Here is a 22,906-nt window from a genome sequence, read left to right on the forward strand (position 1 = left end):
CAGTGGAGTTCGACGATGTGCTCGCGGCCCGGCGGATGGTCCGCCGCTACCGGGACGACCCCGTCCCCGCCGAGACCGTGGAGAAGATCGTCCGGGTGATCCGCAGGGCACCGAGCGCCGGGTTCAGCCAGGGCCACCGCCTGGTCGTGGTGACCCGCCGCGCGACCCGCGAGCGCATCGCCGAATGCGCCGAGGAGCACCTCTACCCGGACAGGTGGCTGTCGGTCGCGCCGGTGCTCATGGTCCTCGGCATCCGCGAGGACGACTACCACGACCGCTACACCCGGCCCGACAAGCTCATCGACGGCGAGGAGATCGACTGGCCCGCCCCCTACTGGTGGGTCGACTCCGGGGCGTTCCTCATGCTGCTCCAGCTCGCCGCGATCGACGCGGGCCTCGCGGCGGGGTTCGCGACCGTCCGCCGCACGGACGAGCTCAAGGCGCTGCTCGGCCTGCCGGACGACATCGCCGTGGTCGGCGTCATCACGATCGGCCACCCCCGCGAGGACGCCACACCGCCGTCCGACACCGCCCGCCTGCGCTCGATGCGCAAACCCCTCGACGCCCTCGTCCGCCACGAATCCTGGGAGCGGCCCGGCTAGGACCGGGCCGCCGGACCCCGCGGCCGGGCCTCTCAGATGGTGGACGCCGTCACGGGCGGGTGCGCGGACTCAATAGGATCGTTCGCATGCTGCGCTGGTTGACCGCGGGGGAGTCCCACGGCCCGGCCCTGACCGCGATCGTGGAGGGGCTGCCGGCCGGTGTGCGCGTGACCTCGGCGGACATCGTCGAGGAACTGCGCCGCCGGCGGCTCGGGCACGGGCGGGGCGCCCGGATGAAGTTCGAGCAGGACGAGGTGACGATCCTCGGCGGGGTCCGGCACGGGGTGACGCTCGGCGGGCCGGTCGCGATCGAGGTCGGCAACACCGAGTGGCCCAAGTGGGAGACGGTCATGTCGGCCGACCCCGTGGACGCCGCCGTCCTTGCGGCCCAGGCGCGCAACGCGCCGCTGTCGCAGCCGAGGCCCGGGCACGCCGACCTCGTCGGCATGCAGAAGTACGGGTTCGACGACGCCCGCCCCGTGCTGGAGCGGGCGAGCGCCCGGGAGACCGCGGCGCGGGTCGCGCTCGGCACGGTCGCCAAGGCGTTCCTCAAGCAGGCCCTCGGCGTGGACGTCCTCAGCCACGTGCTCGCGCTCGGCGAGGTCGAGGCGCCGGGCGGCGTCCTGCCGGGGCCCGGCGACCTCGCACGGGTGGACCAGAGCCCGGTGCGCTGCTTCGACGCGGAGGCGTCGGCCAGGATGGTCGCGCACATCGACGAGATGAAGAAGGCCGGCGACACCCTCGGCGGCGTCGTGGAGGTCCTCGCCTACGGCCTGCCGCCCGGCCTCGGCAGCCACGTCCACTGGGACCGGCGGCTCGACTCGCGGCTCGCCGGCGCCCTCATGGGCATCCAGGCGATCAAGGGGGTGGAGCTGGGCGACGGGTTCACCACCGCGCGGCGCCCCGGATCGCGGGCGCACGACGAGATCGACGGCACCCCGGAGGGCGTCCGCCGCCGCACCAACCGGGCCGGCGGCGTCGAGGGCGGCATGACGACCGGCGAGGCGCTGCGGGTCCGGGCCGCGATGAAGCCGATCTCGACCGTGCCGCGCCGCCTCGACACCATCGACGTGCGGACCGGCGAGCCCGCCAAGGCGATCAACCAGCGCAGCGACGTCACCGCCGTCCCCGCCGCCGGGGTGGTCGCCGAGGCGATGGTGGCGCTGGTCCTCGCGGACGCGGCGCTGGAGAAGTTCGGCGGCGACTCCGCCGAGGAGACCGCGCGCAACCTGCGGGGATACCTGTCCGCCCTGACGATCAAGTGAACGGGACCATGCGACCGAAGGCAGTCATCATCGGGCCGCCCGGCTCGGGCAAGACCACGATAGGCGGCGCGCTCGCCGAGCGCCTCGGCGTCCCGCTGCGCGACACCGACACCGATGTCGAGGCCGTGGCGGGCAAGCCGATCGGCGAGATCTTCATCGACGACGGCGAGGAGCGCTTCCGCGAACTGGAGCGCGCGGCCGTCGCGGCGGCCCTCGCCGAGCACGGGGGCGTCGTCGCGCTCGGCGGCGGCGCCGTCCTCGCCGCCGAGACGCAGGAACTGCTCGGCGGGCACACCGTCGTCTACCTGAAGGTCGGGCTGCCGGAGGCGATCAAGCGGGTCGGCCTCGCGACCGCGCGGCCGCTGCTCGTGCTGAACCCGCGCAGCCAGATGCGCAAGCTCCTGGAGGAGCGCCTGCCGGTCTACGAGCGGCTCGCCACGGTGAGCGTCGACACCGACGGCCGCGACCCCGCCGAGATCGTCGAAGAGATCGCGGCGGCGCTGGACGCCGCCCCCGCCGGCGAGCGCGGGGAGGAAGAGTGACACCCGCGCGGGTGCGCGTCGGCGGCCCCGACCCGTACGACGTCGTCATCGGGACGGGCGTCCTCGGCGAGCTGCCCGCCATGGTCGGTGGCGGCGCCCGCACCGTCGCCGTCGTGCACGCCGAGGGCCTGCCGGAGATCGCGCACCCCGTCCGCGGCGTGCTCGAACAGGCCGGACACACCGTCCACGCGCTGCCCGTCCCGGACGGCGAGGCGGCCAAGGAGGCCGGTGTCCTCGCCGGCCTGTGGTCGTCCTTCGCCCGGTCCGGCATGACCCGCACGGACGTGGTCGTCGGCGTCGGCGGCGGCGCCACCACCGACCTCGCCGGGTTCGCGGCGGCGTCGTGGCTGCGCGGGGTGCGGGCCGTGCTGGTCCCGACGACGCTGCTCGGCATGGTGGACGCGGCGGTCGGCGGCAAGACCGGCATCAACATCCCCGAGGGCAAGAACCTCGTCGGCGCGTTCCATCCGCCCGCCGGCGTCCTGTGCGACCTGGCCACGCTGATGACCATGCCGCGCGAGGACTACGTCAGCGGCCTCGCCGAGATCATCAAGGCCGGTTTCATCGCCGACCCCGCGATCCTGGACCTGGTCGAGGACGACCCGGAGGGCGCCGCGTCCCCGGACGGCCCGCACACCCGCGAGCTGGTGGAACGCGCCGTCCGGGTCAAGGCCGACGTCGTCTCCGCCGACCTCAGGGAGAGCGACCTCCGCGAGATCCTCAACTACGGGCACACCCTCGCCCACGCCATCGAGAAGGCCGAGGACTACCGGTTCCGGCACGGCCACGCCGTCGCGATCGGCATGGTCTACGCCGCCGAGCTGTCCCGTCTCGCCGGGCGCCTGCCCGCCGAGACCGTCCAGCGGCACCGCGACATCCTCGGCTCGGTCGGCCTGCCGGTCTCCTACGCCGCCGACTGGCCCGGCCTGCGCGCCACCATGACCATCGACAAGAAGTCACGCGGGAAGACGCTCCGCTTCGTCGTCCTGGACGGCATCGCGCGGCCGGGCCGCCTCGAAGGCCCGGACGAGGAGCTGCTCGCCGCCGCCTACCGGGAGATCGGCCGATGACCCGCGTGCTCGTCCTGAACGGCCCCAACCTCCGGCGCCTCGGGACCCGCGAACCCGACGTGTACGGGACGACCGGGTTCGACGACCTCGCCGCCCTGTGCCGCGACACCGGCCGCCGCCTCGACCTCAATGTCGAGGTCCGGCAGACCGACGACGAGGCCGAGCTGGTGCGCTGGGTGCACGAGGCCGCCGACGAACGCGTCCCGATGGTGCTGAACCCGGCCGCGTTCACCCACTACTCCTACTCCCTGCGCGACGCCCTCGCCCAGCGCACCGCCCCGCTCGTCGAGGTCCACATCAGCAACCCCGCGGCCCGCGAGGAGTTCCGCCACACCTCCGTCGTCGCGGGCGTCGCCACCGGCACCATCGCCGGCTTCGGCCCCATGTCCTACGTCCTGGCCCTCCAGGCGATCGCCGGGATGCTCGCCGAGGAGGAACGCGCGTAGCTCCGGCGCCGTCACCTCTCCCGGACGGCGGTCCGCGTCAGGTCCTTGAGCTCGGCCACCACGTCGTCCAGGGGGGCCACGTCGCGGTGGGCGCGGCAGAGGATGGTGGCGCCCTCGACGGCGGCGACGATGAGCCGGGCCAGGCGGGCGGCGCGGTCGTCGGGGACACCGGCGTTGCCGAGGCCGGTGGCGAGGGTGTCCTGCCAGCGGCCGAACACCGCGGCGGCGGCCGCGGCGAGCTGCGGGGCGTCGTCGTGGGACTCCACGGTGACCGCGACGACGGGGCAGCCCGCCCGGAACTCGCTCTTGATGAGGACCTGCCGCCACCAGCCGACGAAGGCGTCCACGGCGGACGCGGCGTCGCCGCCCTCGGTGGCGGCGAGGATGCCGGCGTTGAGGAAGTCGCCGGCGTAGCGGACGGCCTCCTCGGCGAGCTGCGCCTTGCCGTTCGGGAAGTGGTGGTAGATCGACCCGCGCGGGGCGCCGCTGTGCGCGATGACGTCGCGGAACCCGGTCCCGCTGTAGCCGCGCTCGCGGAAGAGGTAGGCGGCGCTGCGCACCATGCGTTCCCGGCTGTCGGTCCCCATGAGCCGATTATGACATTCATCATAGGGTGTTCGCGTTGCCCATGACGACCGTCATAGAGGAAGGTGCCCATGACGGGCGTCCTGCCGATACGATCTGGCTACTCGCGAGTAGGGCCCGGTCGGGCCCGGATGAAGGAGAACCTCGTGATCGACCTCCAGCGTGACGGAGACGTGTACGTCCTGCGGTTCGACGCCGGTGAGAACCGGTTCGGCCCCGACTTCCTCGGCGCGGTCGAGGGCGCGCTCGACACCGTGGCCAAGAACGACGGGCCCGGCGCCCTGGTCACCGTGGGCACCGGCAAGTTCTACTCCAACGGCCTCGATCTGGACTGGCTCGGCGCGAACCGGGACAAGTTCGAGGAGTACCTGCGGCGCGTCCACGGCCTGTTCGCGCGCGTCCTGGAGTTGCCGATGCCCACGGTCGCGGCGCTGAACGGGCACGCGTTCGCCGGCGGCGGCATGCTCGCCCTCTGCCACGACTTCGCCGTCATGCGGACGGACCGCGGCTACTTCTGCCTGCCCGAGGTCGATCTCGGGATGAGCTTCACGCCGGGGATGAACGCGCTGATCAAGGGACGGCTGTCGAAGGCCACCGCGCACGAGGCCATGCTGACCGGCCGCCGGTACACCGCCGAACAGGCGCGGGAGGCCGGGATCGTCCAGCGGATCGCCGCCGAGGAGGAGGTCCTGCCCGCGGCCGTCGAACTGGCGGCGTCGCTGGCGGGCAAGAACGGCGGGACCGTCGCGAAGATCCGCACCGACCTGTACCGGCCGACGCTGGACGCGCTGCGCGGTCCCGCCCTGCCCTGACCCGGGGGCGGCGGAATGGGTTACGGTCCACTGGAATCAGATTCGGTTTAGGGAGGGGATGTCGATGCGCATCGGGATGGCGCTCAGCTACTCGGGCGGTTTCAAGGAGACCGTCGCGGAACTGGCCGACTACGAGAAGGCCGGCCTCGACATCGTCTATGTCGCGGAGGCGTACAGCTTCGACGCGGTGAGCCAGATGGGCTACATCGCCGCCAAGACCGAGCGGGTGGAGATCGCCTCCGGCATCCTCAACATCTACTCGCGGACGCCGACCGCGCTGGCGCAGACCGCCGCCGGCCTCGACTACGTGTCGGACGGGCGGTTCACGCTCGGCATCGGCGCGTCCGGCCCGCAGGTCATCGAGGGTTTCCACGGCGTCCCCTACACCGCGCCGCTCGGCCGCACCCGCGAGGTCATCGAGATCTGCCGCAAGGTGTGGCGGCGCGAGCGGCTCCAGTACGACGGCAAGTACTACACGCTGCCGCTGCCGGAGGACCGGGGCACCGGCCTCGGCAAGGCGCTGAAGCTCATCAACCACCCGGTGCGCGCCGACATCCCGATCCTGGTCGCCGCGATCGGCCCGAAGAACGTCGAGCAGACCGCCGAGATCGCCAACGGCTGGGAGCCGATCTTCTACATGCCGGAGAAGGCCGCGGACGTGTGGGGTGCGTCCCTCGCCGCCGGCAAGGCGCGCCGCGACCCGGCCCTCGGCGAATTGGACGTGGTCGGCCAGGCCGCGCTCGCCATCGGCGACGACGTCCAGGACTACCTGGAGTTCGGACGCCCGATGGCGGCGCTCTACATCGGCGGCATGGGGGCCAAGGGCAAGAACTTCTACAACGACCTCGCCCGCCGGTACGGCTTCGAGAAGGAGGCCGAGGAGATCCAGGACCTGTACCTGGACGGCAAGAAGGACGAGGCCGCCGCGAAGGTGCCGCACGAACTGCTGGAGAAGATGTCGCTCATCGGCTCCGAGGGGCACGTCCGCGAGCGGCTCGCCGCGATGAGGGAGTCCGGGGTCACCACGCTGAACGTGTCCCCGATCGCCGGCGACCACAAGGGCCGGCTCGCCCTGATCGAGAAGGTCAAGGAGATGGCCGCCGACCTTTAGCCGCCCGGGCCGGCCGGAGCGGGCGGCCGGCCCGCTGTCAGAGGGCGGCGTCGACCTCCCTGGCGACGCGTTCGCCGGAGCGGACGGCGCCGTCCATGTACCCCGTCCAGTAGCCGGACGTCTCGGTGCCCGCCCAGTGGATCGGCCCGCACGGCGCGCGCAGCGCGGGGCCGAACGCGGTGAGGACGCCGGGCGGGGCGACCCCGACCGGCCCGCCGCCGCTCCATGTCTCGTTGTCCCAGCGCTGGAACGCCGTGATCTTCGGGAGGGCGGCCCTGTCGCCGAACAGCCTGGTGAACGAGTCGAGGCCCGCGGCCCGCACCCGGTCCGCGGACGCGCCGTCCAGCCCGCGGACGTTGGCCTGGTTCATGAAGCCCATCAGGATGCCGCGCGACCCGTCCGGCGGGCTGTTGTCGAATGTCGCGTCGATCGCGCCGCTGTCGGCGATCGCCTGCCCGGTCAGGCCGTCCGCCCGCCAGAACGGGGTGTCGTAGACGGCGACGAACTTGGCGATCGAGCCCATCGGGTAGCGCTGCATCAGCTGCGCCCGGCTCGCGGGCAGGGCCGGCGAGTAGTCGATCCTCCCGGCGACGGCCGGGGACATCGCGACCACGACCCGCTTCGCCGACACCGTGAGCCCGTCCGCGGTGACGGTGACGCCGCCGGACCCGGTCACGATGGACCGCACCGGCGCGTCGTAGCGGACGATGTCGCCCAGCTTCGCCGCCAGCCGGACCGGCACCTCCTGCGAGCCGCCGGCGAACCGGGACTCCTGCGCGCCGCCCCTGGTGCCGATCAGCCGGTCGATCGTCCCCGGGGTGCTCTCGTTGCCCGCCGAGGCCGCGTAGTTCAGCAGGTACAGCAGCGAGATCTCCTGCGAGCGCACCGACAGCGTCGCGGAGGCGAACGCGTCCATCAGGAACCGCGCGCCGCCGCTCAGCGCGTTGGACCGCGACCAGGTGTGGAACGTCTGGGCGTCCCACTCCTCGGCCTTCGCCGCCTTCCACGGCTCGCCGGCCGGCACCTCCTTGATCATGTCGCCGAGCTTGAGCAGCGCGACCTCCAGGTCGAGGACGCCCCAGTCCGGCGGGACGGCGCCGAGGACGCCGTCGGTCGCGTACAGGGACCGCTTGCCGTCGCGGTAGTAGACGTTCTTGCCCTCGTTGTAGGTGGCGAAGGTCGCGACGCCCATGTCCTTGGCGAGCGCGGCGATGCGGTCCTGCGTCGGGCCGATGAACTCGGCGCCGCCCTCGCTGGTGGTGCCGTCGCCGAGCGGCAGGCCGTACACGCGTCCGCCGGGCCGCTCCCGTGCCTCCAGGACGAGCACGGACCGGCCGGCGGCGACCAGGTCGCGGGCGGCGGTCAGGCCGGCCAGACCGGCCCCGACGATCACCACGTCGGTGCTGAGGGGCGCGGTGCGGGCGGCGGCGGACGGTGCCGCGGCGGCGGAGACGGCCGCTCCGGCGGCGGTGAGCGCGCCCGTGCCGAGCAGTCTGCGGCGGCTGACTCGGGTCAAGGGGATCCCTCCCGGGGGAAGTCCATGCGGGGACGGAAGAGTCACACGGTCGGTCACGGTAGGCCGACCCTCAGGTATAAGTCGAGGGTTCTTCATGTTTCGTGACCGCGTCGAGACGGCCGCCACCGCGCCCTGCCGGGCGATGATCTAGAGTCCTGGAGTATGGGGGAGACGCACTTCGCGCGGCGCCGCAGGCTGGCCGCGCTCGTCGCCGCCGGCGACGCCGACGCGCTGCTGGTCACGCGGCTCGTGAACGTCCGCTACCTGACCGGCCTCGACAGCTCGCGGGCCGCGCTGCTCATCCCGGCCGACGGCCCGGCCGTGCTCGCGACCGACGGCCGGTACGCGGGAACGGCCGCCGAGGTCTGCCCGGAACTGCCCCTCGTCGTCGATCGGAAGGTCGCGACGGCGCTGGTGGCGCGGGCCGCCGCGGGCGGCCACGGCCGGCTCGGCTTCGAGGCCCACGACCTCACCGTCGAACAGCACACGGCCCTCCTCGCGGACACGGAGGCCGAGCTGATGCCGCTCGGCCACCTCGTGGAGGACCTGCGCAGGGTCAAGGACGAGGAGGAGATCGCGCTGCTGCGCGAGGCGTGCGCGATCACCGACCGCGCCTTCGAGGCCGTCCTCCCCGAGATCCGCGCGGGCGTCACCGAGCGGGCCGTCGCGGTCGCGCTCGAACGGGCCATGGTGGACTTCGGCGCCGAGGGCACCGCGTTCGAGACGATCGTCGCGTCCGGCCCGAACGGCGCCGTCCCGCACCACCACCCCGGTGGACGCGAATTCCAGGCGGGCGACCTCGTCACCATGGACTTCGGCGCCCTGTACAGCGGCTACCACGCCGACATGACCCGCACCGTCGCGATCGGCGAGCCCGCCGGCTGGCAGCGCGACGTCTACGACCTCGTCCACCGGGCGCAGCGCGCCGCAGTCGACGCGGCCGTCCCCGGCGCGGACGTCAAGGACGTCGACGCCGCCGCCCGCGACATCATCACCGCCGCCGGGCACGGCGACGCGTTCACCCACGGGCTCGGGCACGGGGTCGGCCTGGAGATCCACGAAGCGCCGCTCATGGGGTACGACCAAACCGGTAAACTGGTGGATCGAGTTCCGATCACAGCGGAGCCCGGGGTCTACCTCACCGGCCGGGGCGGCGTCCGCATCGAGGACACGTTCGTGGTCCGCGCGGACGGCCCGGAGCTCCTCACCACGACGACCAAGGACCTGCTCGTCCTGTAGACGCGCGGGGCCCACGACTGGGAGAACAACGCAGTGGCGACGACGAACGACCTGAAGAACGGCATGACGCTGAACCTCGACGGCCAGCTGTGGACCGTCCTGGAGTTCCAGCACGTCAAGCCCGGCAAGGGCGGCGCGTTCGTCCGCACCAAGCTCAAGAACGTGCTGTCCGGGAAGGTCGTCGACAAGACCTTCAACGCCGGCACCAAGGTCGAGGTGGCGAGCGTCGACAAGCGGGAGATGCAGTACCTCTACCGCGAGGGCGAGGACTTCGTCTTCATGGACACCGAGACCTACGACCAGCCGCACATCCCGGAGGCCGTCGTCGGCGACGCGGCGAACTACCTGCTCCCCGAGCAGAACGCCGTGATCGCGTTCAACAACGAGACGCCGCTGTACGTCGAGCTGCCCGCGGCCGTCGTGCTGGAGATCACCGAGACCGAGCCGGGCCTGCAGGGCGACCGCTCCACCGGCGGCAGCAAGCCCGCCACCGTGGAGACCGGCGCGCAGATCCAGGTTCCGCTGTTCATCACCACCGGCGAGAAGGTCAAGGTCGACACCCGCTCCGGCGAGTACCTCGGCCGGGCCTGATGGCCGCTCGCACCAAGGCGCGCAAACTCGCCCTCGACATCCTCTTCGCGGCGGAGCTGCGGGAGGAGGAGCCGGCGGCGGTGCTCGCGGCGCGGGGCCGTCCCAACCAGGACGAGCTGGCCGAGTTCCCGCATGCCGTCCGGCTGATCGAGGGCGTCCAGGAGCACCGGGAACGCATCGACGAGCTGATCGCCACCTACGCGACCGGGTGGACGCTGGAGCGGATGCCCGCCGTCGACCGCAACATCCTGCGGATGGGCGCGTTCGAGCTGCTGTGGGTCGACGACGTCCCGGACGCCGTCGCGGTCAGTGAGGCGGTCGGGCTGGCGGCCGAACTGTCCACCGACGAGTCGCCGCGCTTCGTCAACGGCCTGCTGTCGCGCCTCCAGCAGCTGAAGCCCTCCCTCGTCCTGTAAATGCCGAGCGGCACCCGCCACTGCGGCCACCTCAGCCGGCGCAGTGACGACCTCAACGTCGGCGATCGCGTTCGAAGGCGGTGCCGAGCCCGCGGGAAGCCGATCGTGCAGCAGGCCGCCAGGGGAGCCGGAGCGGTGCGGCGATCGCACGCGGTTCCCGGCGCCGGAGGGCCGCCAAGGCCCTCCGGCGCCGGGAACTGCAATAAGCTCTTCGGGAATGAACGACGTTAGGGGAGTGGCCGTGACGGGCCGGCAGCAGAAGCGGGTGCGAGGCGGCGCCCGGGTGCGCAACGCGGTCCTGTGGGATGCCCTGCGCACCGTTCTCGCCCGCATCGCCCCCGAGGCCGGCCCGAGCGACGTCGTGGACGTCGGCGGCGGCACCGGCGGGTTCGCGGTCCCGCTCGCCGAGCTGGGGCACCGGGTCACCGTGGTCGACGCCAACCCCGACGCGCTCGCCGCGCTGGAGCGCCGCGCGGCCGAGTCCGGGGTGCGGGTCCGCGCGATGCAGGGCGACGCCGCCGACCTGCCCGACCTGCTCGGCCCGGACGCCGCCGACCTCGTGCTGTGCCACAGCGTGCTGGAGTACGTCGACGAGCCCGCCGCGGCGATGGCCGCGCTGACCGGCGCCGTCCGCCCGGGCGGCTCGGTCAGCGTGCTGGCCGCCGGGCAGATCGCCGCCGCGCTGCACCGCGCCGTGTCCGGGCACTTCGACGATGCCCGGCGGGTGCTGACCGACCCGTCCGGGCGGTGGGGCGAGGGCGACCGGATGCCCCGCCGCTTCACCCGGGAGACGCTGACCGCGCTCGCCCGGGGCGCGGGCCTGCGGGTCGCCGAGCTGCACGGCGTACGGATCTTCACCGACCTGGTGCCGAGCGGCCTGCTGGACGGCGACGCCGACTCCGCCGACGCGCTGATCGCGCTGGAGTCGGTCGCGGCCGTCCACCCCGTCCTGCGGGACCTGGCGGCCCAGCTGCACCTGGTGGCCGACAAGCCGGCCGGGTAGTACCCGTGAGCCGCAAGCAGCAGTTGCATCGGCCCGGTCCGCAGCCGGGGCCGCCCGCCGACGACACCGGCTGCGCCATCCTGCACGTGGACATGGACGCGTTCTTCGTCAGCGTCGAGCTGCTCGAACGTCCCGAGCTGCGCGGACGCCCCGTGATCGTGGGCGGCGCCGGGCCGCGCGGGGTGGTGTCCGCGGCCTCCTACGAGGCCCGCGCGTTCGGCGTGCACTCGGCGATGCCGATGACGCGGGCGCGGCGGCTGTGTCCGCGGGCGATCGTGCTGCCGGTGAGCCACGGCAAGTACTCCCGCGTGTCCGCCGCGGTGTTCGAGCTCTTCCGATCGATCACGCCGCTGGTGGAGGGCCTGTCGCTGGACGAGGCGTTCCTCGACGTGGCGGGCGCCCGGCGGCGGCTCGGCCGGCCCGCCGAGATCGCGCGGATGGTCCGCGAGCAGGTGCGCGACCAGCAGGGCATCACCTGCTCGGTCGGCGTCGCGAGCACCAAGTTCATCGCCAAGCTCGCCTCGACCCGCTGTAAACCGGACGGGCTGCTCGTCGTGCCCGCCGACGGCGTCGTCGGCTTCCTGCACCCGCTGCCCGTCGCGTCGCTGTGGGGTGTCGGAGAACGGACGGAGCAGACCCTCACCCGGCTCGGGCTGCGGACGGTCGGGCAGCTCGCCCAGGTGCCGCCGGCCACGCTGCAACGCGAGCTGGGCACCGCGTTGGGCGCGCACCTGCACGAGCTGGCCTGGGGCCGCGACCCGCGCGAGGTCGTCCCGCACACCCCGGACAAGAGCATCGGTGCGGAGGAGACGTTCGACACCGACGTCTCCGACCCGGAGGTCATCCGCCGTTCGCTGCTGCGGCTGGCGGACAGGACCGGCGCGCGGCTGCGTGAGAGCGGGAACGCCGGCCGGACGGTCGGCGTCAAACTGCGGATGGCCGACTTCAAGACGATCACCCGGGCGCGCACGCTGAGCGAGCCGACCGACCTCGCTCGTGTGATCTATGTCACAGCCTGCGAGTTGTACGAGGCGGCCGGGCTGGAACGGGTACCACTCCGTCTGGTCGGGGTACGGGTGGAGAACCTGGGCCCCGCCGGCGAGGCCCCCCGTCAGCTCGCCTTCGACGAGCCGGAACGCGGCTGGCGTGAGGCCGAGCGAGCCATGGACCAGGTCGCGCACCGGTTCGGCCACGGTGCGGTCCGCCCCGCCGCGCTCGTCCGGCGTGCGGCGGATGGTGACGGACGTGACGGCAGGGACGGAAGACAATGAAAGAAAGCGGTGAGGTGACCGGTACCGGGCCCTCGGTGGGCCGTTTGCTTCCGCACGCTCGACAGTGCTCGTATTCTGGGCATATCACCGTTGACGTTCGCGTCCCGCATCGGAGAACCGGTCGCGGAGCTGTCGTTGGGAGGTGCCGTGCCGCTCTCTGAGCACGAGCAGCGCATGCTCGAACAGATCGAATCGGCTCTGTACGCCGAGGATCCGAAGTTCGCTCACGCGGTTCGCTCGACCAACCCCCAGGTCCACTACAAGCGCCGGATCATCAAGGCCGCCCTCGGGTTCCTCGTGGGCGTCGGCGCCCTGATGGCCGGCCTCGTGATCAATGAGGGCACCGTCACGATCGCGATCAGCGTGACCGGTTTCCTGCTGATGGTGGTGTGCTGCGTCTGGGCGTTGACGAGCTGGAAGCGGATGACCGGCATCGGAAACGAGCCCCCGCGCGGCGGAAGCCCGGCCCGTCCCGCCAAGGCGGGATTCATGGAGCGCATGGAAGAGCGCTGGCGCCGCCGCACCGAAGGCGACTGACCCCGGCATGACGAGCGTCCCGGCTCCGCGGATCGATCGCGGGCCGGGACGAACGCGTATCCCGGGGGCGTGACCCCCTGCTAGCCGCGGCGGCGCAGGCGGGCCGGCAGCTCGCTCAGGCGGGCGGTGGCCTCCAGCGCCCGGTCCCCGGCGGCGCGGAACGCGGTGTGCGTCTGCGCCACCGTCGACGGCGGCAGCAGCCGGGCGCGCCAGCGGGCCCGGCGCCCCACGGACGCGGCGAACCCCGCCCGGACGGTCTTGACGTCGGCGCGCAGCCGCTCGGCCGGCTCCGCCGAGCAGGACCGGGAGTAGCGGGCCAGTTCCTCGGCGCGGGCGATGCGGGTGAGGGCCTGCGCGCTCGCCGTGTCCAGTTCCAGCAGTTCACCGAGGCGGCGGGCGGTCGCACGCGGAGAGTCGCTGGCCCGCCATTCGAGCCCGTGGTCGAGCGCGTCGGCGCGCATCTCCCGCCACGCCGCGTGCGCCGCACCCGCCGGATCGGGCGCCGCCCGCGTCCCGTCCCGCCGGGCGCCGGGCGGCGGTGGGACGGGCGCCGAGGCCAGTGCGGTCCAGCGGCGACGCCGGGTCACCATCCGCAGCGCCATCGGCACCCCCATCAGCAGCAGTGCCAGGAGCGCGCCCGCCAGCCAGGGCGCCGGGGTGAACCCGCTCTCCGCGTCGTCTTGCGCGGTGACGGTGCCGCCGGCGCCCTCGTCGTTGCGGTGCCGGTCGCCCGCACCGGGGGAGGCCGTCGCGGGGCCGCCGGGGGAGGGGGCAGGCTCCGGCGCGACCTCGCCGCCGGTTCCGCCGCCGGTGCTGATGGCCGGGCGGCTGTAGGGCGGCGCGACCGCGGTGCCCTGCCCGCCCGCGCCCGCCGGGGTCGGCTCGAAGCGGACCCAGCCGGAACCGGGGAAGAACAGCTCGGGCCAGGCGTGCGCGTCCCGCGACCGGACGACCCACTCGCCCGGCTTGACCTCGCCGCCCGGCGTGTACCCCATCGCCACCCGGGAGGGGATGCCGAGGATGCGGGCCATCAGCGCCATCGACGCGGCGAACTGCTCGCAGTAGCCGCGCTTGCTGTGCAGCAGGAAGTCGACCAGGTCGCTGCCGCGCTGCGGCGCCGGCGCGGACAGGTCGTAGGTGAACCCGCCGGTGGCGGTGAACCAGCGCTGCAGCCGCACGGCCTGGGTGAGCGCCGTCGCCGACCCGGCGGTGATCTGCTCGGCGAGCCTGCGGATCTGCTGCGGGATGTTCTTCGGCACCGCCGTGTAGTGCGACACGATCTCGGCGGGGTAGCCGCCCGCGGCGGCGAGCTGCCCGGTGGAGGGGTCCGTGCGCACGCTCCGCACGGTGTAGGAGCGCCCGCCCGCGGAGTCGCGCAGCGAGTAGACCATCAGCGACGAGGCGTGCACCCGCCAGTCGCCCTTGATCGACACCTCGGCCGGCGCGTACGGCACCGGCAGGAACGTCATGTTCTTGACCTCGGACCGCACGCGGACCGTGGTCGTCACGTCGTGCGTGCGGGCGATGGACAGCCCCGGCGGCGGCGGCAGCGTCCGTCCCCCGGCGACCCGGTCCTTGGAACTGCTCTTCAGCGGGCTGTAGGTCCACCGGTCGCCGTCGAACCGGTCGAGCGAGTAGAGCCGCAGGTAGTCGGGGCCTTCCGGGTCGTCGGTCTGGTAGGTGAGGACGATCGAGTCGTCCAGCCGGGTCAGCTCCCGTTTCAGGCTGACGAGCGGGTCCGGGGTGGTCACGGTCTGCGTGCCCTGACCGGAGCGGCCGCCCAGCCCGAACGCGCCGCGCGGCTGCAGGCCGGGCACGGCGGCGGGCAGCACCACCGCGACGGCGACCGCGCCGATCGCGATCCGCCGGCCGCTCGCCGCCAGCCCAGCCGCGTCGGGCCGCACCATCTCCTCGTCGGGACGCGGGTCCGCCCCGGCCAGCGGGACCTGCGGGGGCCGGCGGTGCGCGGTGACCGTGCGGCCCCAGCCGCCGACCCGCTCGCGGGCGTCGGCCATCAGCAGGCCGAGGAAGCCGAGCGCGCCCACGCCGAACGCCAGCCAGCCCACGCCGTCCTCGCGGACCGCCGCGGGCACGCTGTACATGGCGAGCAGCGGCAGCCCGGCGGTGGCGGTGCGGCGCAGCCGCACGGCGAGCAGGTCGACCAGGACGGCGACCAGCCCGATCCCGGTGGCGGTCAGCATCGTGATCCCGGGGACGAGCGGGACCGGCGCCGCGTACCGGTTCGCGGCCCGCCAGCCCTCCCCGGCGAGATCGGCCAGCTCGCGCACCGACTCCGGCGACGGGATGAGCCACAGCCACGCCTTGCCCGCGGCGTAGACGAGGTCGAGGTAGAGCAGCAGCGCCGCCAGCCCGAACACCGGGTTCAGCAGCGCGGGCAGCCGCAGCCGCCGGGCCAGCAGCCCGCCGCCCGCGACGGCGAGCACCGCGCCGAACCCCGCCCAGAACCAGCCGGCCCTCTCGAACAGCGGGTAGAGGCCGAGGGAGCCGGCGAGCGTCGCCAGCCCGGCCATGACCGTCATCCGGATCCTCATGAACCGTCCCTGACGAAGTCCTCGCCGGCCTTGCCGGCCGTCGTCCACGCGTGGGCGAGCTCCGCGGCGGACTGGATGGACAGCACCCGCCATCCGGCCGCGCGCAGCAGTCCCGCGGTCGTCTCGGCGGCCGGCTGCGCGGGCGCCGAGCCCGCGTCCGCGCCGCCGCCGTCCGCCGGCGCCCGCCCGGCGGGCCCGCCGCCCACCAGCACCGCGACGCAGGTCCCGGTGCCGCGCCGCGCCGCCGCCACCGAGCGGGCCTCGTCCCCGGACAGCGCCCCGAACACCGCGATGACCAGGCCCTCGCCGTCCCGCCCGCGCTGGGCGGCGCGCAGCGCGGCCAGCCCCGCCGTCAGGGAGCTGCCCTTGGACCTGCGCGCCACGGCCAGCGTGTCGAGCAGCAGCGCCTCGAACGCCCCCTCCGACGGCGCGGCCGCAAGCGCCTCGCCGGCGTCGGTGACATAGCGCAGGCTCATCCCCGTCCGGACGAGGTGCACGCCGATCGACGCGGCCGCCGCCACCGCCTGCTCGAACGAACCGCTCGGGCCCTCACCCCGGTGCGAGGCCCAGCGCGTGTCGAGGAACAGCGTCCCGCTGCTCTGGAAGTGCTGCTCCTCCCGGCGCACCATCAGCTCTCCGTGCCGGGCGGTGGACCGCCAGTGCACGCGGCGCAGGTCGTCGCCGTGCCGGTACTCGCGGGGCGCCACGTCGTCCTCGCCCGCCGCCGACACCGCGCGGGCGACGCTGTCGCCGCCGCCCGACCACCCGCCCGCCCGCCGGCTGTGCGGCAGCGGGACGATCGCGGGCGTCACCGTGAGCGTGTCGGACAGGCTGAACGAGCGCACCAGCTCCACCATCCCGAACGGGTCGGCGAGCCGGACGGTCAGCGGCCCCACGCGGTACCGCCCGCGCGCGTCCGAGCGGATCCGGTAGCCGAGCCCGCGGGAACCGTGCGGCTCGATCCGCTCCAGCACGAACCGGGCCCGCCCGCCGAGCGCGTGGGGGACCCGGTCCTCCACCATCAGCAGCCCGCTCGGCAGCCGGGACACGTTCTCCAGCCGCAGGTCGACGCGGGTCTCGTGGCCGACCGGCAGCCGCGCCGGCTCCAGCCGCCGCGCGCACGCCAGCCGGTACCGGGTCCGCGACACCGCGAGCATGCACAGCAGCGGCAGCACCAGCACGAGCACCCCGGCCCGCAGCAGGTCGCGCTCGCCGAGGACGATCGCGCACGCGATCGCGGTCACGCCGGCGGCCACGAAGGACCGCCCGCGCGTGGTGAGGCCGGCCAGCGCGCGTCCCACCGGTCACTTCCCGGGGGAGGGCACCGGCAGCCGCTTCACCAGGTCGGCCACGACCTGCTCGGGCCGCCGCCGCTCCACCTGCGCCTCCGCGGTCGGCAGCAGCCGGTGCGCGAGGACGGGACCGGCGAGGTCCTGGATGTCGTCGGGGACGACGTAGTCGCGGTCGTCGAGCGCCGCGTAAGCCCGCGCGGCCCGCACCAGGTGCAGGGTCGCCCGCGGGGACGCGCCGAGCCGCAGCTCGGGATGCTTGCGGGTGGCGGCGACCAGGTCGATCGCGTACTGCCGCACCGCCGGCGCGACGTGCTGCTGCCGCACCACCTCGATGAGGTCGCGGACGTCGGAGGCGTGCGCGACCGGGGTGAGCCGGTCCAGCGGAGACGCCTGGCCGTGCGTGTCGAGCATCTCCAGCTCGGCCGCCGGGTCGGGGTAGCCCATCGAGATGCGGGCGGTGAACCGGTCGCGCTGCGCCTCCGGCAGCGGGTAGGTGCCCTCCATCTCGATCGGGTTCTGCGTGGAGATCACCATGAACGGCGGCTCCAGCGCGTAGGTGGTGCCGTCCACCGTGACCTGGCGTTCCTCCATGCATTCCAGCAGCGCCGACTGTGTCTTCGGGGACGCCCGGTTGATCTCGTCGCCGACCACGATGTTGGCGAACACCGGGCCGGGCTTGAACTCGAACTCGCGCAGCTCCTGGTTGTAGGCGCTGACCCCGGTGATGTCGCTGGGCAGCAGGTCCGGGGTGAACTGGACGCGCCGCACCGAGCAGTCGACCGAGCGCGCGAGCGCCTTGGCGAGCATCGTCTTGCCGACCCCGGGCACGTCCTCGATCAGCAGGTGCCCCTCCGCCAGCAGCACCGTGAGCGCGAGCCTGACCACCGAGGACTTGCCCTCGATCACCGACTCCACCGCGTCCCGGATCTTGTCCGCGACATGGGCGAGTTCGTCGAGCCCGCGGCCCGCCCCCTCGCCTCCCGAGGCGCCGCGACGGGCAGGGTGGGATGCCGGGGGGTCGGTCTCCATGAACGACTCACCGTGCGTACCTACTGCCACCAAACCCTCCTCAGCCGTTCCACCCGACAGTACGTCGTCGGAAGGCCCACTGTGATGTTCGCGGGGAACGCGAGCCCATTGTGCTCCACGGGAAGGACGTCGAACGCCGTCCCGCCGCGCCCCCACTTCACTCCACCAAGATCATCCAGTGTCCGCGGCCGGCTCCGGAAGGGCGTCCAGGACCGCCGCGCCGCGGCCCGGCGCGCGGAGCGGCACCCGCCGGGCCCCACTCCGCACCACCCCCTCTGACCTGCGCTTTCCGGCGCCGAATTCGCCCGTGGACGGTGTTTTTCTTGTTGACGGTGGGGAAGAGTGGAGTAGAGTGGGGCGCCGTGGGGAGCTGGAGCACCCCCATGCGGCGCGGGAGGTGGGCCGGTGTTCCTCGGCACCCATTCCCCGCGCCTCGACGACAAGGGACGGCTGTTCCTGCCGGCGAAGTACCGCGAGGAGCTGTCGGGGGGATTGGTGATCACGAAGGGCCAGGAGCGCTGCCTGTACGTCTTCCCCATGGCGGAGTTCCAGCGGATTACCGAGGCTCTGCGCGCCGCGCCGGTCACTGAGAAGGCGGTCCGCGGCTACAGCCGGGTCTTCTTCGCCAGCGCCTCCGACGAGGTGCCGGACAAGCAGGGCCGCGTCACGATTCCTCCGCCGTTGCGCAGGTACGCGGGCCTCACCCGCGACTGCGCGGTCATCGGGGCCAACACACGTCTGGAGATCTGGGACGCCCAGGCCTGGGAGACCTACCTGGAGCAGGAGGAGCAGACGTTCTCCGATGTCTCGGAGGAGGTGTTGCCAGGGATCCTCTGAGATGACGACTCGCCGGTCCGTTGACCGCCGTGGCCCACGTTCGGCCAGGTCTCCAGCCGCTCTCCAAGCCAGCTGGCGCAGCTTCCCCGGTGCCAGACGGCGACCCCCCGCGGATACCGCGGTGATCTTCCTCTAGGGCAGCGGATGGGGACCTGGCCGGGCGAGGCCCCCTGCGGGGGCAGGGGGGCGGTCCGGTCCGGCGATGCCACACAGTCCGCGAGCGAGGTGGCAGTACAGGGGGTGAAGCATGGATGTGGACGACCACGCGTCCGAGAGCCGGGAGCCGGGCCACGGCCACGTACCGGTCATGCTCGGCCGCGTCCTCGAACTTCTCGTCCCCGCCGTGGAGGCCGTCACCGGCCGCGACCCCGTCTACCTCGACGCCACGCTCGGCATGGGAGGCCACGCCGAGGCGATGCTGCGGGCCGTCCCGCGGCTGCGCCTGATCGGCCTCGACCGCGACACCGTCGCGCTGGAGCGCTCTGCGCTCCGGCTCGCCCCGTTCGGCGACCGGGTGAGGCTGGAGCACGCCGTCTACGACGAGATCCCCGCGGTGCTGCGCCGGCTCGGCGTGCCCGCGGTGGACGCCGTCCTGTTCGACCTCGGAGTGTCGTCCCCGCAGCTCGACGAGACCGGCCGCGGCTTCGCCTACTCCTACGACGCCCCCCTCGACATGCGGATGGACCGCACCCAGCGGCTCACCGCCGCCGAGGTGGTCAACGGCTACCCGCCCGCCGAGCTCGCCCGGATCCTGCGCGAGTACGGCGAGGAGCGGTTCGCACAGCGCATCGCGGCGGCCATCGTCCGCGAGCGCGAGCGCGCCCCGCTGGAGTCCACCCGCCGGCTCGCCGACCTCGTGCGCACCTCCATCCCGGCCGCGACCCGCCGCACCGGCGGCAACCCGGCCAAGCGCACCTTCCAGGCGCTGCGCATCGAGGTGAACGGCGAACTCGACGCCTGGCGCCGGGCGCTGCCCGCCGCCCTGGACGCGCTCCCGGTCGGCGGCCGGATCGCCGTTCTCAGCTACCACTCCCTGGAGGACCGCATCACCAAGCGGGTCCTCGCCGCCCAGGCGGCCGACACCACCCCGCCGGACCTGCCCGTCCCGCTGCCCGAGCACGAGCCGAGGTTCCGGCTCCTGACGCGCGGGGCCGAGCTGCCGTCCGACGCGGAGACCACGACCAACCCACGGGCCGGATCGGTGCGGATGCGCGCCGCGGAGCGGATCCGGGAGGCGACATGACGACGACGAGCAGGCGCCGGCCGGCCAAGGCGCCGAAGAAGCCGAAGAAGGGCACCGCCGCCGTGAAGACGACGGCCACGCCGCGGACCGCCGCGGCGGCGGCCGCGAAGCCCGCGCCCAAGCCCGCGCCCAAGGCCCCGTCCAAGAGCACGGCCGCCAAGCCGGCGGCGAAGAAGAGCGTGAAGCAGAGGACCGCGGGGGCGGCGGGCCGGTCCCGCCCGGCCGCGTCCCGCCGGGCCGCACCGCGCACGCCGTTCGTGCTGCTCGTCGTCGGGCTGCTCGGCGGCGCCCTGGTGAGCCTGCTGCTGCTCAACACCGTCCTCGCGAGGGACGCGTTCACGCTGACCAGGCTCCAGCAGAGCACCAAGCAGCTCGAACAGCAGCGCCAGGCCTACGAGGAGGAGAACGCGCGGGAGGGCTCCCCGGCGAACCTGGAGAAGAAGGCCAGGGCGCTCGGCCTGAAGAAGGCCGAGGACCCGGTCTTCTTCAACCCCGAGACCGGCCAGGCGAGCGGCGGCGCGATCCGTCCCGTCCCGCCCGCGGCAGCCGCGTCGGCCGGTGCCGCGGGCGTCGTCGGCGTCCCCGGCACCGTGGTGCCCGGCGACGACGTCCGGCCCGGGACCGGGGCGCCGTGACGGGCCGCGGCGCCCGGAAGCGGGAGACACGGTGACGAAACGGCCGGGAGACGGGAACACCGGCCCTTCGCCCGGCAGACGACGCGCCGGCGGGCGGGCCTCCCGGGGTTCGGCCGGGCGGGACGACAAGAGCGGCCCGGGCGCGGCGCGCGCGTCCGGGCATCAGACCGGCGGCACTCCGCGCTCCCCGGGCGGGAGGGCGGACGGCGCGGGACGGCCCGGCAAGAAGGGCGGCGCGCCCCGCCGCCCCGCGCGCACCGGGACGGGCACCACGCCCCGCAAGGAGACCCAGCGCAAGGGACAGGCCGGGCGCAAGGGGACAGAGCGCACGGCGGCGCAGCGCAAGCAGGCGCCCAAGGGCGCGTCCACGGGCAAGCCCGCCCGGAAGAAGCCGCCCGCCGGCGCCGGCAAGAAGCCGCGGGCCGGGAGCGGCGCGCCCGCCAAGGGCGGCACGGGAACGACCCGTACCGCCCGGCCGCGGGCGGGCACCGGCGGCGGCTCCGGCCGCCGGCCGCGCGCCCGCGCGGCCTTCAACCGCCGCGACCCGATGAAGCGGCTCAACATGGGCCTGCTCGCCGTCGCGTTCGTGCTGTCGCTGTTCGCCGGACGCCTCGTCCAGCTGCAGACGATCGAGTCCGGCAAGTACACCGAGCAGGCGATGAGACAGCGGCTGCAGACGTTCAAGCTGCCCGCGGTCCGCGGCGACATCACCGACGCGCAGGGCCACCCGCTGGCGATGACGGTGGAGGCGCGCGCGATCTACGCCGACCCGTCGCTGATCAAGGCCGGCAAGCGGCAGGAGATCGTGAACGCGCTGGCCTCCACGCTCGGCCTGAACCCGGCGACGCTGATGAAGAAGATCAGCAAGCCCGACACCCGGTTCGTGTACCTGGCGCACGGCGTCCGGCCCGACCAGGCGCGGCTGATCACGTCGTGGAACTACCTCGGAATCGGGACTTTGCCGGAATATCGCCGCGAGTATCCCAACGATTCGCTGGCCGCGAGCGTCATAGGTTTCGTGAACGACACGGGGAAGGGCGCCGCGGGCCTGGAGAGCTCGATGGACGACGTGCTCGCCGGGCAGCCGGGCTGGCAGCGGGTGGAGATCAGCCTGGAGGGCCAGCACATCCCGATGGGCGAGGAGCAGAGGCGTCCCCCCGTGCCGGGCCACGGCGTCCGGCTCACGCTCCAGCGCGACCTGCAGTTCAAGGCGCAGGAGGCGATCGAGCAGCAGGTCAGGGCGACCCGCGCCGACAGCGGCAGCGTCATCGTCATGGACCCGCGCACCGGCAAGCTCCTCGCGATGGCCTCGGCGCCCGGGTTCGACCCGAACCGCTACGCCGAGTCCGACCGCGCCCTGTGGGGCAGCCCGCTGGTGCAGGAGGCGTACGAGCCGGGCAGCACCGGCAAGGTCGTCACGGCCGCCGCCGTCATGGAGCACGGCGGCGTCACCCCGCGGACGCCCTACACCGTCCCCGACAAGATCAAGAAGTACGACGTCGTGTTCCACGACTCGCACCCGCACGCGCCGGAGCGGCTCACGTTCGGCGGGGTGCTCGCCAAGTCCAGCAACGTCGGCACCATCATGGCCAGCGAGAGCATCAACTCCCAGCGGCTCTACCAGACGCTGCGCGAATTCGGCTTCGGGCACAAGACCGGCCTGCCGCTGCCCGGCGAGACGCCCGGCCTGCTGAAGCCGCCGCACCAGTGGTCGGGCACCGACCGCTACCCGATCGCGTTCGGGCAGACGGTCTCGGTCAACGCGGTGCAGATGGCGAGCGTGTACGCGACCATCGCCAACGGCGGCGTGCGCGTCGCGCCCACCCTCGTCGAGGGCACGGTCGGCGAGAACGGCAAGTTCACGCCCGCGCCCGCGCCGGAGCGCAGGCAGGTCATCAGCGCACAGACGGCCCGCCAGATCAGCGACATGCTGGAGGGCGCCACCACGAACGAGGGCACCGCGCCCAAGGCCCAGATCAAGGGGTACCGCGTCGCGGGCAAGACCGGCACCGCCGAGATCGTCAACCCGCGCTGCGGCTGCTACGACGGCGGCGGCTACACCGCGTCGTTCGCCGGGTTCGCCCCGGCGGACGACCCCCGGCTGGTCGTGCAGGTCGTCCTGCAGGACCCCAAGCGGGGCAGCCACTATGGTGGCGATGCGGCCGCTCCGGTCTTCAAGGACGTGATGAGCTTCGCCCTGCAGTCCGAGAAGATCCCGCCGACGGGGAGCCGAGCGCCGACCACCGAGATCTACGCCCGAAACTGACCGCAGCGAGTACCCTCCTCGCCTGTGAGTCCACCACCCGTGTCCC

At 73.6% G+C, this 22,906-nt stretch carries 22 protein-coding genes; 17 read left to right on the plus strand and 5 right to left on the minus strand.

Annotated elements, in window-relative coordinates:
• Nucleotides 1–2: 2 nt before the first annotated feature.
• The 5 genes from ACQP1N_RS13170 to aroQ all read left to right on the plus strand — a co-directional run bounded on the left by ACQP1N_RS13170 (nucleotide 3) and on the right by aroQ (nucleotide 3,925).
• A complete protein-coding gene (locus ACQP1N_RS13170) occupies nucleotides 3–602 on the plus strand; it encodes a nitroreductase family protein (protein WP_067803863.1) in 600 nt (199 codons plus the stop codon).
• An 86-nt stretch (nucleotides 603–688) separates the two neighbouring features.
• The gene (gene aroC / locus ACQP1N_RS13175; RefSeq protein ID WP_067803866.1) at nucleotides 689–1,867 is read left to right on the plus strand and encodes a chorismate synthase; all 1,179 of its coding nucleotides are present in this window, start codon (nucleotides 689–691) and stop codon (nucleotides 1,865–1,867) included.
• Nucleotides 1,868–1,875: 8 nt separating this feature from the next.
• Nucleotides 1,876–2,409, plus strand: a complete 534-nt coding sequence (locus tag ACQP1N_RS13180) for a shikimate kinase (RefSeq protein WP_067803899.1) — start codon at nucleotides 1,876–1,878, stop codon at nucleotides 2,407–2,409.
• 80 nt (nucleotides 2,410–2,489) lie between these two features.
• The gene (gene aroB / locus ACQP1N_RS13185; RefSeq protein ID WP_433232690.1) at nucleotides 2,490–3,479 is read left to right on the plus strand and encodes a 3-dehydroquinate synthase; all 990 of its coding nucleotides are present in this window, start codon (nucleotides 2,490–2,492) and stop codon (nucleotides 3,477–3,479) included.
• The gene (gene aroQ, locus ACQP1N_RS13190) at nucleotides 3,476–3,925 is read left to right on the plus strand and encodes a type II 3-dehydroquinate dehydratase (protein ID WP_433231507.1); all 450 of its coding nucleotides are present in this window, start codon (nucleotides 3,476–3,478) and stop codon (nucleotides 3,923–3,925) included. Before aroB ends, aroQ begins: the two co-directional genes overlap by 4 nt.
• Before the next feature lie 11 nt (nucleotides 3,926–3,936).
• On the opposite strand, the gene ACQP1N_RS13195 is transcribed toward aroQ, so the two are convergent.
• The gene (locus ACQP1N_RS13195) at nucleotides 3,937–4,512 is read right to left on the minus strand and encodes a TetR/AcrR family transcriptional regulator (protein WP_067803880.1); all 576 of its coding nucleotides are present in this window, start codon (nucleotides 4,510–4,512) and stop codon (nucleotides 3,937–3,939) included.
• 144 nt (nucleotides 4,513–4,656) lie between these two features.
• Here ACQP1N_RS13195 and ACQP1N_RS13200 point away from each other — a divergent pair, with 144 nt between their 5' ends.
• Nucleotides 4,657–5,322: an enoyl-CoA hydratase-related protein gene (locus tag ACQP1N_RS13200; protein WP_084263297.1), complete on the plus strand. Its 666-nt coding sequence runs from the start codon at nucleotides 4,657–4,659 to the stop codon at nucleotides 5,320–5,322.
• A 64-nt stretch (nucleotides 5,323–5,386) separates the two neighbouring features.
• Nucleotides 5,387–6,433 carry an LLM class F420-dependent oxidoreductase gene (locus ACQP1N_RS13205; RefSeq protein ID WP_067803902.1) on the plus strand — a complete coding sequence of 349 codons (1,047 nt, stop codon included), beginning with the start codon at nucleotides 5,387–5,389 and terminating at the stop codon, nucleotides 6,431–6,433.
• Nucleotides 6,434–6,470: 37 nt separating this feature from the next.
• Here the strand turns inward: ACQP1N_RS13205 and ACQP1N_RS13210 are convergent, their stop codons facing one another.
• Entirely contained in the window at nucleotides 6,471–7,949 is a 1,479-nt protein-coding gene (locus ACQP1N_RS13210; RefSeq protein WP_433231512.1) for a flavin monoamine oxidase family protein, read from the minus strand.
• A 162-nt stretch (nucleotides 7,950–8,111) separates the two neighbouring features.
• Between ACQP1N_RS13210 and ACQP1N_RS13215 the strand changes: the two genes are divergently transcribed.
• The 6 genes from ACQP1N_RS13215 (at nucleotide 8,112) to ACQP1N_RS13240 (ending at nucleotide 13,006) form a co-directional block, all read left to right on the plus strand.
• Entirely contained in the window at nucleotides 8,112–9,188 is a 1,077-nt protein-coding gene (locus ACQP1N_RS13215; RefSeq protein WP_433231514.1) for a M24 family metallopeptidase, read from the plus strand.
• Between the two features lie 33 nt (nucleotides 9,189–9,221).
• Complete coding sequence (gene efp / locus ACQP1N_RS13220) at nucleotides 9,222–9,779, plus strand: elongation factor P (RefSeq protein WP_067803889.1); 558 nt, start codon at nucleotides 9,222–9,224, stop codon at nucleotides 9,777–9,779.
• Nucleotides 9,779–10,195: a transcription antitermination factor NusB gene (nusB, locus tag ACQP1N_RS13225; protein WP_067803892.1), complete on the plus strand. Its 417-nt coding sequence runs from the start codon at nucleotides 9,779–9,781 to the stop codon at nucleotides 10,193–10,195. The genes efp and nusB overlap by 1 nt, the downstream gene beginning before the upstream one ends.
• Before the next feature lie 217 nt (nucleotides 10,196–10,412).
• On the plus strand, nucleotides 10,413–11,198 hold the full coding sequence (locus ACQP1N_RS13230) for a methyltransferase domain-containing protein (RefSeq protein WP_131732996.1): 786 nt from the start codon (nucleotides 10,413–10,415) through the stop codon (nucleotides 11,196–11,198).
• Nucleotides 11,199–11,203: 5 nt separating this feature from the next.
• Nucleotides 11,204–12,469 (plus strand): DNA polymerase IV, encoded by a 1,266-nt coding sequence (locus tag ACQP1N_RS13235; protein WP_433231518.1) that lies wholly within the window; start codon nucleotides 11,204–11,206, stop codon nucleotides 12,467–12,469.
• A gap of 147 nt (nucleotides 12,470–12,616) precedes the next feature.
• Nucleotides 12,617–13,006 carry a DUF3040 domain-containing protein gene (locus tag ACQP1N_RS13240; RefSeq protein WP_067803914.1) on the plus strand — a complete coding sequence of 130 codons (390 nt, stop codon included), beginning with the start codon at nucleotides 12,617–12,619 and terminating at the stop codon, nucleotides 13,004–13,006.
• A gap of 80 nt (nucleotides 13,007–13,086) precedes the next feature.
• On the opposite strand, the gene ACQP1N_RS13245 is transcribed toward ACQP1N_RS13240, so the two are convergent.
• Genes ACQP1N_RS13245 through ACQP1N_RS13255 form a run of 3 tightly spaced genes read right to left on the minus strand, consistent with a single transcriptional unit; the run spans nucleotide 13,087 to nucleotide 17,879 of the window.
• Complete coding sequence (locus ACQP1N_RS13245; protein ID WP_433231522.1) at nucleotides 13,087–15,558, minus strand: transglutaminaseTgpA domain-containing protein; 2,472 nt, start codon at nucleotides 15,556–15,558, stop codon at nucleotides 13,087–13,089.
• On the minus strand, nucleotides 15,555–16,859 hold the full coding sequence (locus ACQP1N_RS13250; protein ID WP_433231524.1) for a DUF58 domain-containing protein: 1,305 nt from the start codon (nucleotides 16,857–16,859) through the stop codon (nucleotides 15,555–15,557). Before ACQP1N_RS13250 ends, ACQP1N_RS13245 begins: the two co-directional genes overlap by 4 nt.
• 3 nt (nucleotides 16,860–16,862) lie before the next feature.
• A complete protein-coding gene (locus tag ACQP1N_RS13255; protein ID WP_084263518.1) occupies nucleotides 16,863–17,879 on the minus strand; it encodes an AAA family ATPase in 1,017 nt (338 codons plus the stop codon).
• Between the two features lie 405 nt (nucleotides 17,880–18,284).
• Here ACQP1N_RS13255 and mraZ point away from each other — a divergent pair, with 405 nt between their 5' ends.
• From mraZ to ACQP1N_RS13275, 4 genes are all read left to right on the plus strand, one after another.
• Complete coding sequence (gene mraZ, locus ACQP1N_RS13260; protein WP_067807848.1) at nucleotides 18,285–18,716, plus strand: division/cell wall cluster transcriptional repressor MraZ; 432 nt, start codon at nucleotides 18,285–18,287, stop codon at nucleotides 18,714–18,716.
• Between the two features lie 247 nt (nucleotides 18,717–18,963).
• Nucleotides 18,964–19,959, plus strand: coding sequence for a 16S rRNA (cytosine(1402)-N(4))-methyltransferase RsmH (gene rsmH / locus ACQP1N_RS13265; protein ID WP_433231527.1), 996 nt, complete (start codon nucleotides 18,964–18,966; stop codon nucleotides 19,957–19,959).
• Nucleotides 19,956–20,594 (plus strand): hypothetical protein, encoded by a 639-nt coding sequence (locus tag ACQP1N_RS13270; RefSeq protein WP_433231530.1) that lies wholly within the window; start codon nucleotides 19,956–19,958, stop codon nucleotides 20,592–20,594. Before rsmH ends, ACQP1N_RS13270 begins: the two co-directional genes overlap by 4 nt.
• A 31-nt stretch (nucleotides 20,595–20,625) precedes the next feature.
• Nucleotides 20,626–22,860: a peptidoglycan D,D-transpeptidase FtsI family protein gene (locus ACQP1N_RS13275; protein ID WP_131733003.1), complete on the plus strand. Its 2,235-nt coding sequence runs from the start codon at nucleotides 20,626–20,628 to the stop codon at nucleotides 22,858–22,860.
• Nucleotides 22,861–22,906 lie beyond the last annotated feature (46 nt).

This window comes from Actinomadura formosensis (genome assembly GCF_050948385.1).
Taxonomy (GTDB): domain Bacteria; phylum Actinomycetota; class Actinomycetes; order Streptosporangiales; family Streptosporangiaceae; genus Spirillospora; species Spirillospora formosensis.